This is a genomic window from Bacillus sp. 1735sda2 (genome assembly GCF_024159245.1).
In the GTDB taxonomy this organism is placed as follows: domain Bacteria; phylum Bacillota; class Bacilli; order Bacillales; family Bacillaceae; genus Bacillus; species Bacillus pumilus_O.
Genome location: NZ_JAMYWZ010000001.1, coordinates 1,893,619 through 1,907,763 on the forward strand (window position 1 = coordinate 1,893,619; position 14,145 = coordinate 1,907,763).

General features: G+C 39.6%; 22 protein-coding genes. 15 read left to right on the forward strand and 7 right to left on the reverse strand.

Annotation, left to right across the window (positions count from 1 at the left end; genetic code table 11):
* Positions 1-148 precede the first annotated feature (148 nt).
* The 6 genes from yneA (at position 149) to NKR21_RS09780 (ending at position 4,563) form a co-directional block, all read left to right on the forward strand.
* Positions 149-460, forward strand: coding sequence for a cell division suppressor protein YneA (gene yneA, locus NKR21_RS09755; protein ID WP_003211955.1), 312 nt, complete (start codon positions 149-151; stop codon positions 458-460).
* 17 nt (positions 461-477) lie between these two features.
* Positions 478-1,125: a YneB family resolvase-like protein gene (locus NKR21_RS09760; RefSeq protein ID WP_012010098.1), complete on the forward strand. Its 648-nt coding sequence runs from the start codon at positions 478-480 to the stop codon at positions 1,123-1,125.
* A gap of 69 nt (positions 1,126-1,194) precedes the next feature.
* A complete protein-coding gene (locus NKR21_RS09765) occupies positions 1,195-1,425 on the forward strand; it encodes a DUF896 domain-containing protein (RefSeq protein WP_003211509.1) in 231 nt (76 codons plus the stop codon).
* 187 nt (positions 1,426-1,612) lie between these two features.
* Positions 1,613-3,616 carry a transketolase gene (tkt, locus tag NKR21_RS09770; RefSeq protein WP_119124943.1) on the forward strand — a complete coding sequence of 668 codons (2,004 nt, stop codon included), beginning with the start codon at positions 1,613-1,615 and terminating at the stop codon, positions 3,614-3,616.
* Between the two features lie 197 nt (positions 3,617-3,813).
* Positions 3,814-4,260 carry a sporulation inhibitor of replication protein SirA gene (gene sirA / locus NKR21_RS09775; RefSeq protein WP_012010100.1) on the forward strand — a complete coding sequence of 149 codons (447 nt, stop codon included), beginning with the start codon at positions 3,814-3,816 and terminating at the stop codon, positions 4,258-4,260.
* Between the two features lie 84 nt (positions 4,261-4,344).
* Entirely contained in the window at positions 4,345-4,563 is a 219-nt protein-coding gene (locus NKR21_RS09780; protein WP_003212379.1) for a YneF family protein, read from the forward strand.
* A 263-nt stretch (positions 4,564-4,826) separates the two neighbouring features.
* Here the strand turns inward: NKR21_RS09780 and NKR21_RS09785 are convergent, their stop codons facing one another.
* On the reverse strand, positions 4,827-5,000 hold the full coding sequence (locus NKR21_RS09785) for an aspartyl-phosphate phosphatase Spo0E family protein (RefSeq protein WP_369810454.1): 174 nt from the start codon (positions 4,998-5,000) through the stop codon (positions 4,827-4,829).
* Between the two features lie 208 nt (positions 5,001-5,208).
* Here NKR21_RS09785 and NKR21_RS09790 point away from each other — a divergent pair, with 208 nt between their 5' ends.
* Both NKR21_RS09790 and NKR21_RS09795 read left to right on the forward strand, forming a co-directional pair.
* Positions 5,209-5,916 (forward strand): cytochrome c biogenesis CcdA family protein, encoded by a 708-nt coding sequence (locus NKR21_RS09790; RefSeq protein WP_012010102.1) that lies wholly within the window; start codon positions 5,209-5,211, stop codon positions 5,914-5,916.
* A 94-nt stretch (positions 5,917-6,010) separates the two neighbouring features.
* Positions 6,011-6,493, forward strand: a complete 483-nt coding sequence (locus tag NKR21_RS09795) for a CcdC family protein (RefSeq protein WP_012010103.1) — start codon at positions 6,011-6,013, stop codon at positions 6,491-6,493.
* A 19-nt stretch (positions 6,494-6,512) separates the two neighbouring features.
* On the opposite strand, the gene NKR21_RS09800 is transcribed toward NKR21_RS09795, so the two are convergent.
* The 4 genes from NKR21_RS09800 to sspO form a co-directional block, all read right to left on the reverse strand.
* Positions 6,513-6,941, reverse strand: a complete 429-nt coding sequence (locus NKR21_RS09800; RefSeq protein WP_044141405.1) for a DUF2621 domain-containing protein — start codon at positions 6,939-6,941, stop codon at positions 6,513-6,515.
* 260 nt (positions 6,942-7,201) lie between these two features.
* Positions 7,202-7,603, reverse strand: a complete 402-nt coding sequence (locus NKR21_RS09805; protein WP_144456588.1) for an Hsp20/alpha crystallin family protein — start codon at positions 7,601-7,603, stop codon at positions 7,202-7,204.
* Between the two features lie 102 nt (positions 7,604-7,705).
* Positions 7,706-7,852 carry a small acid-soluble spore protein P gene (locus NKR21_RS09810; RefSeq protein WP_012010105.1) on the reverse strand — a complete coding sequence of 49 codons (147 nt, stop codon included), beginning with the start codon at positions 7,850-7,852 and terminating at the stop codon, positions 7,706-7,708.
* Positions 7,853-7,868: 16 nt separating this feature from the next.
* Complete coding sequence (gene sspO, locus NKR21_RS09815; RefSeq protein WP_012010106.1) at positions 7,869-8,015, reverse strand: small acid-soluble spore protein O; 147 nt, start codon at positions 8,013-8,015, stop codon at positions 7,869-7,871.
* Positions 8,016-8,235: 220 nt separating this feature from the next.
* On the opposite strand from sspO, the gene acnA reads away from it, so the two are divergent.
* The 7 genes from acnA to NKR21_RS09850 all read left to right on the forward strand — a co-directional run bounded on the left by acnA (position 8,236) and on the right by NKR21_RS09850 (position 13,032).
* Positions 8,236-10,965: an aconitate hydratase AcnA gene (gene acnA / locus NKR21_RS09820; RefSeq protein ID WP_012010107.1), complete on the forward strand. Its 2,730-nt coding sequence runs from the start codon at positions 8,236-8,238 to the stop codon at positions 10,963-10,965.
* A gap of 74 nt (positions 10,966-11,039) precedes the next feature.
* Complete coding sequence (locus tag NKR21_RS09825; RefSeq protein WP_012010108.1) at positions 11,040-11,543, forward strand: TlpA family protein disulfide reductase; 504 nt, start codon at positions 11,040-11,042, stop codon at positions 11,541-11,543.
* A gap of 71 nt (positions 11,544-11,614) precedes the next feature.
* Positions 11,615-11,740, forward strand: coding sequence for an FbpB family small basic protein (locus tag NKR21_RS09830; RefSeq protein ID WP_003211002.1), 126 nt, complete (start codon positions 11,615-11,617; stop codon positions 11,738-11,740).
* A gap of 51 nt (positions 11,741-11,791) precedes the next feature.
* Complete coding sequence (locus tag NKR21_RS09835; protein ID WP_008357830.1) at positions 11,792-11,935, forward strand: acid-soluble spore protein N; 144 nt, start codon at positions 11,792-11,794, stop codon at positions 11,933-11,935.
* Positions 11,936-11,948: 13 nt separating this feature from the next.
* A complete protein-coding gene (gene tlp / locus NKR21_RS09840) occupies positions 11,949-12,191 on the forward strand; it encodes a small acid-soluble spore protein Tlp (RefSeq protein ID WP_012010110.1) in 243 nt (80 codons plus the stop codon).
* 103 nt (positions 12,192-12,294) lie between these two features.
* Positions 12,295-12,717 carry an acyl-CoA thioesterase gene (locus NKR21_RS09845; RefSeq protein WP_012010111.1) on the forward strand — a complete coding sequence of 141 codons (423 nt, stop codon included), beginning with the start codon at positions 12,295-12,297 and terminating at the stop codon, positions 12,715-12,717.
* Between the two features lie 3 nt (positions 12,718-12,720).
* Complete coding sequence (locus tag NKR21_RS09850; RefSeq protein WP_012010112.1) at positions 12,721-13,032, forward strand: hypothetical protein; 312 nt, start codon at positions 12,721-12,723, stop codon at positions 13,030-13,032.
* Positions 13,033-13,071: 39 nt separating this feature from the next.
* Here NKR21_RS09850 and NKR21_RS09855 read toward each other — a convergent pair whose 3' ends face one another.
* The gene (locus NKR21_RS09855; protein WP_012010113.1) at positions 13,072-13,359 is read right to left on the reverse strand and encodes a HesB/YadR/YfhF family protein; all 288 of its coding nucleotides are present in this window, start codon (positions 13,357-13,359) and stop codon (positions 13,072-13,074) included.
* Positions 13,360-13,460: 101 nt separating this feature from the next.
* On the reverse strand, positions 13,461-14,042 hold the full coding sequence (plsY, locus tag NKR21_RS09860; protein ID WP_144456586.1) for a glycerol-3-phosphate 1-O-acyltransferase PlsY: 582 nt from the start codon (positions 14,040-14,042) through the stop codon (positions 13,461-13,463).
* Positions 14,043-14,145 lie beyond the last annotated feature (103 nt).

The window sequence follows — 14,145 nt, forward strand, 5'->3', positions numbered from 1 at the left end:
CAAAACGTCAATTTTAAAGAAATTATAGCATGTTTTTCCTAACAGTACAAACATAGGTTCGAAAAAAACGTTTGACAGAAACGTTTGTTCGTATTTATAATAAGTGACAGAAAGAACGAACACACATTCTATTAGGAGAGATGACATTATGAGGTTAAAAGAATCTATTATTTTTATTGGGGTATTCTCATTCATCGTTGGCATATTTCTCTCACTTATTGCAGTCACAAGCCATAATGATCCAAATCAATATGTTAAAATAGAAGTTCAATCAGGTGATACGCTTTGGGGGTTAGCTGATCAAGTAAACGACAGCAAATCTATTGATAAAAATGCGTTTATTGACTGGGTCACTCAGCACAATGATCTTGCTTCAACAGAAATCCAGCCTGGTGACATCCTTGTCATACCAGTCAAAAAAGAGCATCCAGTCGTATATCAACTTGCAACAGTACAGTAGAAAGGTCGATTGAAGACATGAATGCAATCATCTATGCGAGAGTAAGCACTGTCAAAGAAGAGCAGGAAACCTCGCTGAAGAGACAAGAAGAAGAATTGCTGGCTTTAGCTGCTATGCACAAGATGAATGTGGTTAAAGTTATTAAAGAAAAAGCAAGCGGGTATGATCTAGATCGCGATGGTGTGTTTGATATGCTAGCTACACTAAGAGAAAAGTCAATTGATGCTGTTCTTATCCAGGATGAAACACGTCTCGGAAGAGGACAAGCAAAAATTGCGCTTCTTCATTGTCTTTTTAAAGAAAATGTGAAAGTGTACAGTACGTTTCATAGAGGGGAGCTTGAGCTTTCAGAAGCTGATGAAATGGTGATTGAGATCGTCGGAGTCGTTGAAGAATATCAACGAAAAATTCATAACCTGAAAATCAAGCGGGGAATGAGAAGAGCCGTAGAAGGCGGGTATCAGCCCGAACTGAATTTAAAACAGCAGGATCATGCGCCTGGCCGTGAGCGTATTGAAGTGCCGATTTCAGAAATTGTTCGATTAAGAAAGAACAACATGACCTTCGCCGAAATCGCAGCAACTCTTCAGGCACTAGGTTTTGACATTTCAAAAGCAACGGTTCATAGAAGGTATCAAGAATATGAAAAAGGTTTGATCACCTAAAGCTTGATTTGTTGTCAAAGTGATCGATATTTAGTAGTATGTAGAGAAAATGTTTTAAAGGAGTTAGTCATGATTTCTAAAAATCAGCTTGCAAGAATCAATGAGCTTTCAAAAAAGTCAAAAGAGACCGGATTGTCAGACGCTGAAAAAACAGAACAAAAGCAATTAAGAGAAGAGTATTTAAAAGCTTTTCGTTCTTCTATGAAAAATACACTTAAAACCGTGAAAATCGTTGACCCTGAAGGAAACGATGTCACACCAGAAAAATTAAAAAGAGAAAGAGATCAAAACCTTCATTAAGCGTATGATTTCTTGAATTTTGAAAAGATGGGAAAAACATTCTCATCTTTTTTCATTTTTGCATAACTTTTTAGGTGATCGATAAACTAAATGTGATAAAATCACTCTTTTTCAGCGTGAAATAGTTGTGAAAAAAGGACAGTAGATTTATGATAATGGTGTACACAAGATACGGAAGGGGATTTATATGGAAACGATTGAATTGAAATCTATTGCAACAATACGTACTCTCTCCATAGACGCAATTGAAAAAGCGAATTCCGGTCACCCTGGAATGCCGATGGGTGCTGCACCAATGGCATACGCTTTATGGACGAATCACTTAAACGTAAGTCCGCAAAACCCAAATTGGTTTAACAGAGACCGTTTTGTATTATCTGCGGGACATGGTTCTATGCTTCTATATAGCATGCTTCATTTAAGCGGATACAACCTGAGCATCGATGATCTAAAACAATTCCGCCAATGGGGTAGCAAAACACCTGGACATCCTGAATTTGGACATACAGAAGGCGTAGATGCCACAACAGGTCCTTTAGGACAGGGGATTGCCATGGCAGTTGGTATGGCACTTGCAGAAAGACATCTTGCGGAAACGTATAACAAAGACAACTTTAATGTTGTAGATCACTATACATACAGCATTTGCGGAGATGGAGACTTAATGGAGGGGATTTCCTCTGAAGCTGCTTCCCTTGCTGGTCATTTAGGCTTAGGACGTTTAATTGTTCTTTATGATTCAAATGATATTTCTTTAGATGGCGACCTAGATCGTTCATTCTCTGAAAATGTGAAGAATCGTTTTGAAGCGATGAACTGGGAAGTTCTTTACGTAAAAGACGGCAACAACATTGAAGAAGTGACAGCTGCTATTGAAAAGGCAAAACAAAGCACAGACAGACCTACACTGATCGAAGTGAAAACAACCATCGGTTTCGGATCGCCAAACCGTGCAGGAACGTCTGGTGTGCATGGTGCACCACTTGGCAGCGACGAAGCAAAGCTGACGAAGGAAGCATACTCTTGGACGTTTGAAGAAGATTTCCATGTACCTTCTGAAGTGTACGATCATTTCAAAGAAGCTGTAAAAGACGCTGGTCAGAAAAAAGAAGCAGCTTGGAATGAACAATTTGCGCAATATGAAAAAGAATACCCTGAGCTAGCAGCTCAATTGAAGCTTGCGATTGAAGGAAAGCTTCCTGAGAATTGGGATCAAGAGGTTCCTGTTTATGAAGCAGGCTCAAGTCTTGCCTCCCGCGCTTCTTCAGGCGAAGTCTTAAATGGCATTGCGAAGCAAGTACCTTTCTTCATTGGTGGTTCTGCTGACCTTGCAGGTTCAAACAAAACAACGATCAAAAACACAGACGATTTTGGGAAAGATCATTATGCCGGCAAGAACATTTGGTTCGGTGTCAGAGAATTTGCAATGGGTGCCGCATTAAACGGTATGGCACTTCACGGCGGCCTTCGTGTATTCGGCGGAACGTTCTTTGTTTTCTCAGATTACTTAAGACCAGCGATTCGTCTTGCTGCCTTAATGGGACTTCCAGTTACTTATGTCTTTACTCATGACAGTATCGCTGTTGGTGAAGATGGCCCGACGCATGAGCCGGTTGAACAGCTTGCTTCATTACGTGCGATGCCAAACCTTTCTGTCATTCGCCCTGCGGATGGGAACGAGACAGCTGCAGCGTGGAAACTTGCTGTATCTTCAACGGATAAACCGACAGCACTAGTTCTGACTCGTCAAAACCTTCCAACGATTGATCAAGCACCTGAGAAGGCATATGAAGGAGTAGAAAAGGGTGGATACGTTGTCGTGGAAGCAGCTGATGCACAGCCAGAAGCACTTCTACTCGCTTCTGGATCTGAGGTTGGTTTAGCGATTGAAGCGCAAAAGGCACTTGAAAAAGAGGGTATCCGCGCATCTGTTGTCAGTCTTCCTGCATGGGATCGATTCGATCAGCAGTCTGACGAATACAAAGAGTCAGTCCTTCCGACAGCAGTGCGGGCTCGTGTTGCGATTGAAATGGGAGCTTCACTTGGCTGGGAGCGTTACACTGGTCTCGATGGTGACGTAATTGCCATTGATAAATTTGGTGCATCTGCACCTGGTGAAACCATTATTGAGAAATACGGCTTTACGGTCAGCAATGTCGTCAGCCGTGTGAAAGCGAAGCTGAACAAATAATCAGTCTCCAAGCATCATGCTTTTTTTCAACTGTTTGCAGAGCATTTTCATCCGCTCTGCAAACTTTTTTCTTTTTTCTTGTTTTTTTGACAAAACTAGTTTCTTCTTGCTTCATATATAGACAATTCTTTCTTTCACATTTTTGTATAATACAAGCAATATACGAGATTGACGAAATGTGAAAGGAAGGGATAGACATGGAACGCCATTATTATATTTATTGGATTGAGGATGAATTTGCGCATCATTATTTTGGTAGAGAATCAATTTTGTTTCATTTGTTTGAGTCGTTACACTGGACGAATCGCACGGAAGATGAATTGGTGATGCTTGTGAAACAAGTGGATTACGTGACGAAACGAATCCCTGCTTTTCATATGCACCAGCGATTAATGAACAACTTAACGAATATTCACTATACACAAATTGGCTCGATATACAGCGCTTCCTTACCTGATGGAAAAGGAACGGCTGCATTTATCATAAAAGATCGCTATATCCAAATGTCTGCCACCGGCAGTTATGAAGCAGAAGCAGTGTTTTTTGAAGTGCTGAGAAAAATTAGTCCTTGCTTCCTTGCGATGGACTTCGGTTCAAAGAAGCACGGGTGGCTCAATCCGGTAAAAGTGAGGAATTTTGTTTAAAAAAATAAAATTGAACGCGAAATGTTGTATAATAGCCTTTTGTTTAGTACACTTTATACGAGACAACATGAAGGAGGAAGAATTATGGATTTATGGGTTGTCATCCTTGTAGGCGTTGTTGCACTGCTTGCAGGAGTTGCACTCGGATTCTTTATTGCTCGTAAGTATATGATGAGCTACTTGAAAAAGAATCCACCAATTAATGAACAAATGCTTCGAATGATGATGATGCAAATGGGCATGAAACCGTCCCAGAAGAAAATCAATCAAATGATGAAAGCCATGAACAACCAAGCGAAATAATACGTACGATATTATGATCATAGATGGAACATGGTTATAAAGAATGGACAAGCGTTGTCCCTTCTTTATTGAATTCACCTTCATCAGACGCTTTAAAACCACTGTACTTGCCTAAATGAAGCAGGGAAGGTGGTTTTTATTTTGGCTTCAACTTCCTTCTAAAAAAACAAAAACCCCTGTGATCAGAGGTTTTGTTTCGTTTATGTTCACACATATCAACTGATCTAAAAATCGTGCGGCATGACAAATTCCATGAGATATGATTAGTTGGCTGAGTTTGAGTGTAAGTGTCGTTGATATTGTAAGAGGAGATGATCTAGCTGCTGGCTATGTTCGATGGTCACTGTTGATGTCATCCCATTGTGCAAGACAACTTTCATCAGCTCTTCTCTTTTTTCTTCGATTTGAGTTAATAATGATGTTTTTACCAAAGTCATGTTCCTTTCATGCAAATCTTGATAAAAAGAATCGATTCTATTATATCCATTTTAAGGTTTATTTTCAAATTTAAAGGATTCGTTATCTTGATGTCAAATTAAATTATATAAGGTTTTAAGAGAATAGACCATCTTTATTGAGAGGATGTAAAAAAAATGAAATGATTTTGTCATCTCTTATTGTATATTGTAAGAAGGGGGTGTTCTTTTGACAGATTTGAATTTCTTTTTAGCCTTTGGAGCAGGGTTCCTTTCTTTTATCTCACCATGCTGTCTGCCGCTTTATCCAGCCTTTTTATCTTATATTACGGGTGTTAGTATGGATGAAGTGAAATCTGAGAAGGTGATGCTGAGAAGAAGAAGTCTACTTCATACTTTATTCTTTTTAGTTGGGTTCTCTATTATCTTTATTGCGATTGGCTTTGGGACATCGTTTGTTGGGAAGTTTTTTGATGATTACCATCAAGCCATTCGTCAGGTTGGAGCCATTCTTATTATTTTCTTTGGCTTTATGACGCTCGGGGTATTTCAGCCTTCATTCCTCATGGGAGAAAAGAGAATGCAGTTCAAAAACCGACCTGCGGGTTTTTTTGGGTCGATTCTCATCGGAATGGGCTTTGCCGCTGGATGGACACCTTGTACAGGACCAATTTTATCTGCCGTTATCGCGCTTGCTAGTAACAATCCAGAGTCGGCTGTGCCTTATATGATTGCATATGTCCTTGGCTTTGCCGTCCCGTTTTTTATTCTATCTTTCTTCATCACGAAAATGGCATGGATCAGAAAGCGTCAGCAGCTTATCATGAAAATTGGTGGGATCATTATGATTGTGGTAGGGTTATTGCTGTTCTTTGATCTTCTCACATGGATTATCATCATGTTCTCTTCCTTATTTGGCGGATTTACTGGCTTTTGAAATCGTTTTCTACAGTCGCGGCGAATGGTTTTTTTTCGTCAATTGGAGTATATTATACATAGGCTGACCTTAAAGAATAAAGGAATGATTTGATATGATGGTCTTAATCTCTTCTATAATTGCGGTATGTATGGCGGTAGCTGTCATGTTTATTCGCATTAAGTCATCTGCAAAACCGGCAACTGCAAAAAAAATTATATTACCTCCTATTTTCATGAGCACTGGAGCTTTGATGTTTTTTGTTCCAATGTTTCAGGTAACTGGGGCTGAATTTCTCGAGGCAATCACAGTGGGGATGTTTTTCTCCATCTTTTTAATCAAAACATCAAAGTTTGAAATTAGAGGGAATGAGATTTACTTAAAGCGGTCAAAAGCATTTGTGTTTATTCTCATTGGACTTCTTGTTCTTCGTATCGGAATGAAGACGATCCTGAGTTCTTCTATTGATTATGGCTCTCTAAGCGGAATGTTTTGGATACTTGCCTTTGGCATGATTGTGCCTTGGCGCGTTGCCATGTATTTGTCGTTTAGAAAGATGTCTAAGCAGTTAGATCCACAACAGGTTCAAATGAATTAAACCTCCTTTTATAAGGAGGTTATTTTAATAATGCTTCATATGGCGTATGATCGATGTTTTTTTCTTGAAGACGCTTCAATAAAAACTTATGATCACGCTTTGGTGTAGCGATAATATAGCCGCGAATGATTAAGTCTAAATTAATGCTGGCAGCTTGTTCTTTTAATGCCAACTCGCCAATTTTTCCTGCAATTTTTTCTTTGGCGACATCTCTAAACAGTTCTGGAACAGGTAAGACAAGTTCATTTAAAAGCTGTTTGTCTTCTTCCCGCCATAAATGGAGGCTCTTTTGAATATATTCATCCTGCCAATCAAGCTCTGATTTCCCATCTTCCTTCGGCAATCGTTTTAGAAATTTGCGAAACATAAAAAAGCCACCGATTGCGAGTAATCCGATCATCACCGTACCCCAAAATAAAATGAACCACAAAAACCAGCCGCTTAACATGTTCTCACTCCTTATACCCCTAGTATCTCTATCTTATTTTACATGAAGAGATGATAGAAGAAAATAACAAAAATGTATGTCTCTTATCTCTATGAACGCCTTTTTTCAGTCATAAGTGCCCATTTACTAGAAAGACCCAAACCATCTAGTAGAAAAAGAATACCTTATCATATAGCGATTCTACTATTTGGCCATGGTGGTTCGCAAAAGGTATTGACTTGACACGAACGGAAGAGAGCCCACCAAATGAAGGTGGGCTCTTAATGTTTGAAATGCGGGATTTGAAAAGAAAATGCACCGCTTGAATGGTCAGAACTTTTTTTAATTCTTATCGAAATGATTCGGTTTTCGTATTCTGTTTCAATCTCTTTGTCGTTCAAGCAAAAAGGGAGCATGACACTTTTTCCAATTGGCTGTTCGCCTTGATCATTTGGCTTTTGTACAGTGTAAGTGAGAGTGAGCTCATGTCCAGCGAAGGTCAGCTTTACATCAGTGATCGACAGAGTAGAGACATCAATCTCAACAATATAATCACGGCTTGTTTCATAAAGGTCAATTGGGAGGTGTTCATCATACCAGGCAAATGGATCGTCCATTAAAACATTGAGCCAATCGTCTATTTCAAGAAAATCAGAGGAATTCGATTGCTTTTCATTCTCCATAAACACTCCTCCATCACATCTCATAATAAATAATATGTTGAGAACTGAAATGTGTGAAAGACCTAAAACATCCCGCTTTGCAACGGGATGAGAGGAGAATGCTTACATATCGTGATGAGAATTGTGCTTTTGTCTTGTATGGTTACGGTTCTTCACTTTTTTACTGCCTGATAATGGCTCAGGCTGTCCGCTTTGATGTTCTTTAGGCGAGTTTTGACGGATGTCTTTTCCTGTGTTTTTATTCGTCATGATACTGGCTCCTTTCTTATTGATTTTTTTTACGTTTTTTATTGTTTTGTCTTTGTTCTGCTGTTAAAACGAGCTGATCATCTTCAATATAGCCTGCACCATTTCCTTGGCTTTTGGCTGCGTTCATGCCGTTAATCACATGATTGGCTTTACGTTTTGTCATGTTCTATCACCTCAATTGTAGTATGAACCCGCTCTGCCTCGATTATGAAGAGTAATCATTTCCTAATGATAAGATAAACTTATTGAATTTAATAAAAGCATTGTTATTTACTTATGTATGAATTTGTTTTAAGATGAAATTGTGAGAAAATTGTGGTGAAATACGACGATTTTTCTGAGAATTGAAATTGATCTTGATCATCAAAAGGGGGATTTTGGATATGTCGAAACAGCAGCAAGTCGCTAAACAAGACGCTTTTCAATCTAGAAAAACGTTTTCGACAAATGGGAAAACGTATCACTATTATTCGTTAGAAGCACTAGAGAAACAAGGAATTGGAAATGTTTCTAAGCTGCCTTATTCCATTAAGGTACTTTTAGAATCAGTGCTTCGCCAAGTAGACGGTAGAGTGATCAAAAAGGAACACGTTGAAAACTTGGCAAAATGGGGAACTGCCGAGGTCAAAGAAATCGATGTTCCATTCAAACCTTCTCGTGTTATTTTACAAGACTTCACGGGTGTACCAGCCGTCGTTGACCTTGCTTCTTTAAGAAAAGCAATGGCAGATGTAGGTGGGGATCCGGATAAAATCAACCCTGAAATTCCAGTTGACCTTGTCATTGACCACTCAGTACAAGTTGATAAAGCTGGAACTGAAGATGCATTAAACATTAACATGGATTTAGAATTCGAACGTAACGCAGAGCGTTATAACTTCCTTAGCTGGGCAAAGAAAGCGTTTAATAATTATCAAGCTGTTCCGCCTGCAACAGGAATTGTTCACCAAGTAAACTTAGAGTACCTTGCAAGTGTTGTTCATGCGATTGAAGAAGATGGCGAGATCATCACTTATCCAGATACATTGGTTGGTACTGACTCTCATACAACCATGATCAATGGGATCGGCGTACTTGGATGGGGCGTTGGTGGTATTGAAGCGGAAGCTGGTATGCTAGGTCAGCCTTCATACTTCCCAGTACCAGAAGTCATTGGTGCTAAATTAGTTGGAGAGCTTCCAAACGGAACGACTGCAACTGACCTTGCACTAAAAGTGACACAAGTTCTTCGTGAAAAAGGCGTAGTGAACAAATTTGTTGAATTCTTCGGACCAGGCGTTGCACAGCTGCCGTTAGCGGATCGTGCAACGATTGCGAACATGGCGCCTGAATACGGGGCTACTTGCGGATTCTTCCCAGTAGATGAGGAAGCTCTTGCTTACCTTCGCCTGACTGGACGCGATGAAGAGCAAATTAATATCGTTGAAGAATATTCTCGCGCAAATGGCTTATTCTATACGCCAGATGCAGAAGAGCCAATTTTTACGGATGTTGTGGAAATTGATCTTTCTCAAATTGAATCAAACTTATCTGGTCCAAAGCGTCCACAAGATTTGATTCCACTTTCTAAAATGAAAGAGACTTTCCATGAGCACATTGAAAGCCCAGCTGGTAACCAAGGGTTTGGCTTAGAAAAATCAGAGCTGGATAAACAAATTGAATTTGATCTAGCAAATGGTGAAAAAGCTGTGATGAAGACAGGTGCAATTGCGATTGCAGCGATTACGAGCTGTACGAATACATCGAACCCATACGTCTTAATCGGAGCAGGTCTTGTTGCGAAGAAAGCAAGTGAGCTTGGTATGAAGGTGCCAAACTACGTGAAAACGTCACTAGCACCAGGTTCTAAGGTTGTGACAGGGTACCTCGTGAACTCAGGACTTCTTCCATACTTAAGAGACCTCGGGTTTAATATCGTTGGGTATGGCTGTACAACATGTATCGGAAACTCAGGACCGCTTGCACAAGAAATTGAGGATGCTGTCTCTGAAAATGATCTGCTGATCACTTCTGTTTTATCAGGTAACCGTAACTTTGAAGGACGTATCCATCCGCTTGTGAAAGGAAACTACCTTGCATCTCCACCATTAGTTGTGGCGTATGCACTTGCTGGTACGGTCAATATCGATTTAACAAAAGATCCTATCGGTGTGGACAAAAATGGTGAGAACGTTTATTTCAATGACATTTGGCCATCAATGGACGAAATCAACAGTGTCGTGAAAAGCACAGTTACACCTGAACTCTTCCGTTCAGAGTATGAAACTGTTTTTGACAACAATGAGCGCTGGAATGAAATTAAAACGACGGATGATGCATTGTACAAATGGGATGAAAATTCCACATACATTGATAACCCGCCATTCTTTGAAAACCTATCAGTTGAACCTGGTAAGGTTGAACCGCTTAAAGGCTTGCGCGTCGTTGCCAAGTTCGGTGACTCTGTGACGACTGACCATATTTCTCCAGCTGGAGCAATTGGTAAAGACACACCTGCGGGTAAATACTTGCAAGAAAGAGGCGTATCGCCTAGAGACTTTAACTCATACGGATCTCGCCGTGGTAACCACCATGTCATGATGAGAGGTACTTTTGCAAACATCCGTATTAAGAACCAAATCGCACCAGGAACAGAAGGCGGATATACAACTTATTGGCCAACTGGTGAAGTAACATCCATTTATGATGCATGCATGCGTTATAAAGAAGATGGTACCGGTCTTGCGATCTTAGCAGGTAAAGACTACGGAATGGGTTCTTCACGTGACTGGGCTGCAAAAGGAACAAACCTTCTTGGAATTAAATTTGTTCTAGCTGAAAGCTTTGAGCGTATCCACAGAAGTAACCTTGTCTTCATGGGTGTACTTCCTTTACAGTTTAAAGACGGAGAAAGTGCAGAAACTTATGGTCTAACAGGAACAGAAACATTTGAAGTTCATGTTGATGAAACTGTTCGTCCACGTGATCTTGTCACTGTCAAAGCAATTGATACAGATGGCAATGAGAAAACATTTGAAGTGGTTGTTCGTTTTGATAGTGAAGTCGAAATTGACTACTATCGTCATGGCGGTATCCTTCAAATGGTACTTCGTGAAAAATTGGCAAGCAACTAATACTCATACAGCAAAGAAGAGAAGGCGCCTAGACAGCTTTCTCTTCTTTTTTTAAAAATAGTGGAGGATCCATCATGTGGAAAAAAGGAATAGCAAGCGCTGTTTTACTTTTGTTGATTGGTTTACTTGTGTGGAATTTACTTGAACCAAAAGAGCCCGCAATCGGTCTTGAAAATGGGGATCAAGCCCCTGATTTTGAACTGAAAACCCTAGACGGTCAAACGGCCTCGTTATCTGATTATCAAGGGAAAAAGGTGCTCGTCAATTTTTGGGCGACATGGTGTAAGCCATGCAGGACAGAAATGCCGGATCTAGACGCAATTAGAAGCGAATATGATCAAGTCGAAGTACTTGCAGTGAATTTGACGACCACTGAAAAAAGTGTAGATCATGTTGCAGCATTTGCAGATGAATTAAAGCTGAGTTTTCCTATTTTATTGGATCAAAAAGGCATTCAAGCACGATATCAAGTGCTTTCTTACCCCACGACATACATATTAGATGAAAAAGGACGTATCATGTCTGTGAAGCATCAAATGCTGACAAAAAAAGAAATTGAGCAAGAGCTGGATCTATAATGATTCAGCTTTTTTGCTTATTTTCTAAATGTTTTGGCGAAAATGAAATACAACTACTGGAGGTGAGTACAATGAGAAGAAGAAAACGACGTACATTTGAAGAGCTTGTACTTGAAAATAAAAAAGAATTATTAAGCAATGAGGAATTTTTAAACCAGCTTGAAGAAAAGTTGGAAGAGCGTTTTAGACAGAAATAAGTTATGAATTCTCCTTTTTCGTTCATCCTAAAGAGGAGGGAGGGATGAATGATGGGTAGAGAGCATGATAAACAAGCGCAGTTTACACCAGACCATTTAGGGACAAAACCTGTCGCATACAAACGCAATAAAGGTAAAAAGATGCATAATAAATCAAATGAACAGCCTGATGTGATCCAGACGAAGGGCGAATAAGGAGGGTATTAAGATGAATGAAAAGTCATATCAATCCAATCCAGATGATCGTTCTGATAATGTTGAAAAGCTGCAAGATATGATCGAAAACACCCTTGACAATATCGATGAATCTGAAGCAGCGATGGCCCTTTCGACAGATCAAGAAAAACAGATGATCAAGCAAAAAAATGAAAATCGAAAAATGAGCATTGATGCTATGCGTTCGGAGATTAAGGACGAAGAAGCAGCAAGAAAAAATGGCTATACTGAATAAACCAGGGATTCCTGGTTTATTTTATTGCCTCCTTTTAGAAGAACCATTTCGATTGTGGTAAAATGGCAGAGACCTTAGGTTTTGATAGGAGAGCGATGAAAACGTGTATGTATCTAAAAAAGAAATAGAAGTCCGTTATGCGGAAACAGACCAAATGGGCATTGTGTATCATGCCAATTATTTAATCTGGATGGAAGTCGGCAGAACAGCCCTGATTAAAGAATTAGGATTTTCCTATGCACAGCTAGAAGCAGAAGGCGCTCTTGCACCCGTTATAGATTTGCAGGTGAAATATAAAAAACCACTCCTGTACGGTGAAACAGCAACAGTTCATACTTGGATTGAAGAATACAATGGACTCAAAACGGTATATGGCTACGAAATTCAAAAGCCTGATGGAAAAACAGCGATTACAGGGACAACCTCGCATATCTGTGTAGACAAAGACACCTTTAGACCTATTCAATTTAGAAAAGCATTTCCTGCCTGGCACAAAGTATATGAACAGTCGAAGAAGCAGGTTTAATTCATGGCGTTTGGTATTAAAAGAAGCGATTTAAATGCGTGGAAATCAGCTGTTCAGCAAGGAGAAATGGCGTTTTTAACCCATTATTGGCTTGATGACCGTTTCCCGCATGCCAATACCGTTACTAAAGCAGCCTGTCAGGATATGAAGCAGTTAATTGAATGGGGAGAAAAACATGGACTCAAAAAAGAATGGATTCACGATCGCGTAGGGTTTCCTCACTTTGACTTAATCGGTGAAACGCAAAAAAGAATCCTGCAAAAGGAGCGGTCTTTAGGAAACATTCAGGAATATGGGCTATATATTGAAGGATAAAACAAAAAAGATACCCGAGGGATGAGGTATCTTTTTTGTTTATTCATAATGAAATTCTGGTTCTTTTACAGACTCGTTATAATCAATATGCAGATCATGGTTGTCAAAATACCACATATCACTTTCTTCCACGAAGAAAGTAATACCTTCTATTTCAGCGGTTGCGCCGGCATTTTGAGGTTCATCTTTTGCGACGCCGAGAGAAAAGCCTTTTTGTACATTACTGCACCCGCCATATCTCACAAAAAAGCGAACTTGATCACCTTTTTCTAAATCTAATTCATCCTTGTACCAATTGAGTGCATCTTCTTTAATCGTTAATTTCAATGTGATCGCCCCTTTTTTGAAGTTATGCTGTTTTTTTAAAATGCAGGATGCAAAAAACAGCTTTTCTTTACTTTTACCACAGAATGAAACTTATGAAACGGCTAGAGCCATTTGATTTTCGGTTCAGTTTTGTTGAGGATTCGTTTGAGGTTGGCGATGTGTCTGTAGATCACAAAACCAGCAAGAACGGCAACAACAATGATTAAAAATACATCTTTGGTGAATATGCTGTAAATGAATGTATAGATGCCGGTCAGCATAGATGATAATGAAACATATTTACTAATGTATAAAAATAAGAAAAAAGCAGCGATCATCGTGATAAATAAGAATGGGGCATAAAATAATAACACGCCGCCAGATGTAGCGACTGCTTTTCCCCCTTTAAATTTTGCAAAGATAGGAAAGCTGTGTCCGATAACAGCAGCAACCCCCGCTAATAAGGGATGCATGTCCAGTTGCATGAAAAACGGTAAAGCAGAAGCGAGAGTCCCTTTTAATATATCAGCAGAAATAACAATAGACCCTGCTTTTACGCCAAGCGTACGAAATGCATTCGTCGCACCTAGGTTGCCGCTGCCATGTTCACGGATATCAATACCCTTTGCAGCTTTCCCGACAATGAGACCGGATGGAATACTGCCGAGAAGATAAGCCAAAATAAACATCAAAGCAATTAACATCTGCATAACTCCTTTATATTCTCCCTCTTGTCTTACATTTTAACATGATCTTATGAAAAACATGGGGATCTTTTTTTGAAAAAATCAAATGCAGATGGATTCA

Coding starts and splice junctions, on each gene's coding strand:
- yneA (WP_003211955.1), top strand. CDS start 149: ATGAGGTTAAAAGAATCTATTATTTTTATTGGGGTATTCTCATTCATC.
- NKR21_RS09760 (WP_012010098.1), top strand. CDS start 478: ATGAATGCAATCATCTATGCGAGAGTAAGCACTGTCAAAGAAGAGCAG.
- NKR21_RS09765 (WP_003211509.1), top strand. CDS start 1,195: ATGATTTCTAAAAATCAGCTTGCAAGAATCAATGAGCTTTCAAAAAAG.
- tkt (WP_119124943.1), top strand. CDS start 1,613: ATGGAAACGATTGAATTGAAATCTATTGCAACAATACGTACTCTCTCC.
- sirA (WP_012010100.1), top strand. CDS start 3,814: ATGGAACGCCATTATTATATTTATTGGATTGAGGATGAATTTGCGCAT.
- NKR21_RS09780 (WP_003212379.1), top strand. CDS start 4,345: ATGGATTTATGGGTTGTCATCCTTGTAGGCGTTGTTGCACTGCTTGCA.
- NKR21_RS09785 (WP_369810454.1), bottom strand. CDS start 5,000: ATGACTTTGGTAAAAACATCATTATTAACTCAAATCGAAGAAAAAAGA.
- NKR21_RS09795 (WP_012010103.1), top strand. CDS start 6,011: ATGATGGTCTTAATCTCTTCTATAATTGCGGTATGTATGGCGGTAGCT.
- NKR21_RS09800 (WP_044141405.1), bottom strand. CDS start 6,941: ATGTTAAGCGGCTGGTTTTTGTGGTTCATTTTATTTTGGGGTACGGTG.
- NKR21_RS09805 (WP_144456588.1), bottom strand. CDS start 7,603: ATGGAGAATGAAAAGCAATCGAATTCCTCTGATTTTCTTGAAATAGAC.
- NKR21_RS09810 (WP_012010105.1), bottom strand. CDS start 7,852: ATGACGAATAAAAACACAGGAAAAGACATCCGTCAAAACTCGCCTAAA.
- sspO (WP_012010106.1), bottom strand. CDS start 8,015: ATGACAAAACGTAAAGCCAATCATGTGATTAACGGCATGAACGCAGCC.
- acnA (WP_012010107.1), top strand. CDS start 8,236: ATGTCGAAACAGCAGCAAGTCGCTAAACAAGACGCTTTTCAATCTAGA.
- NKR21_RS09825 (WP_012010108.1), top strand. CDS start 11,040: ATGTGGAAAAAAGGAATAGCAAGCGCTGTTTTACTTTTGTTGATTGGT.
- NKR21_RS09830 (WP_003211002.1), top strand. CDS start 11,615: ATGAGAAGAAGAAAACGACGTACATTTGAAGAGCTTGTACTTGAAAAT.
- NKR21_RS09835 (WP_008357830.1), top strand. CDS start 11,792: ATGGGTAGAGAGCATGATAAACAAGCGCAGTTTACACCAGACCATTTA.
- tlp (WP_012010110.1), top strand. CDS start 11,949: ATGAATGAAAAGTCATATCAATCCAATCCAGATGATCGTTCTGATAAT.
- NKR21_RS09850 (WP_012010112.1), top strand. CDS start 12,721: ATGGCGTTTGGTATTAAAAGAAGCGATTTAAATGCGTGGAAATCAGCT.
- plsY (WP_144456586.1), bottom strand. CDS start 14,042: ATGTTAATTGCTTTGATGTTTATTTTGGCTTATCTTCTCGGCAGTATT.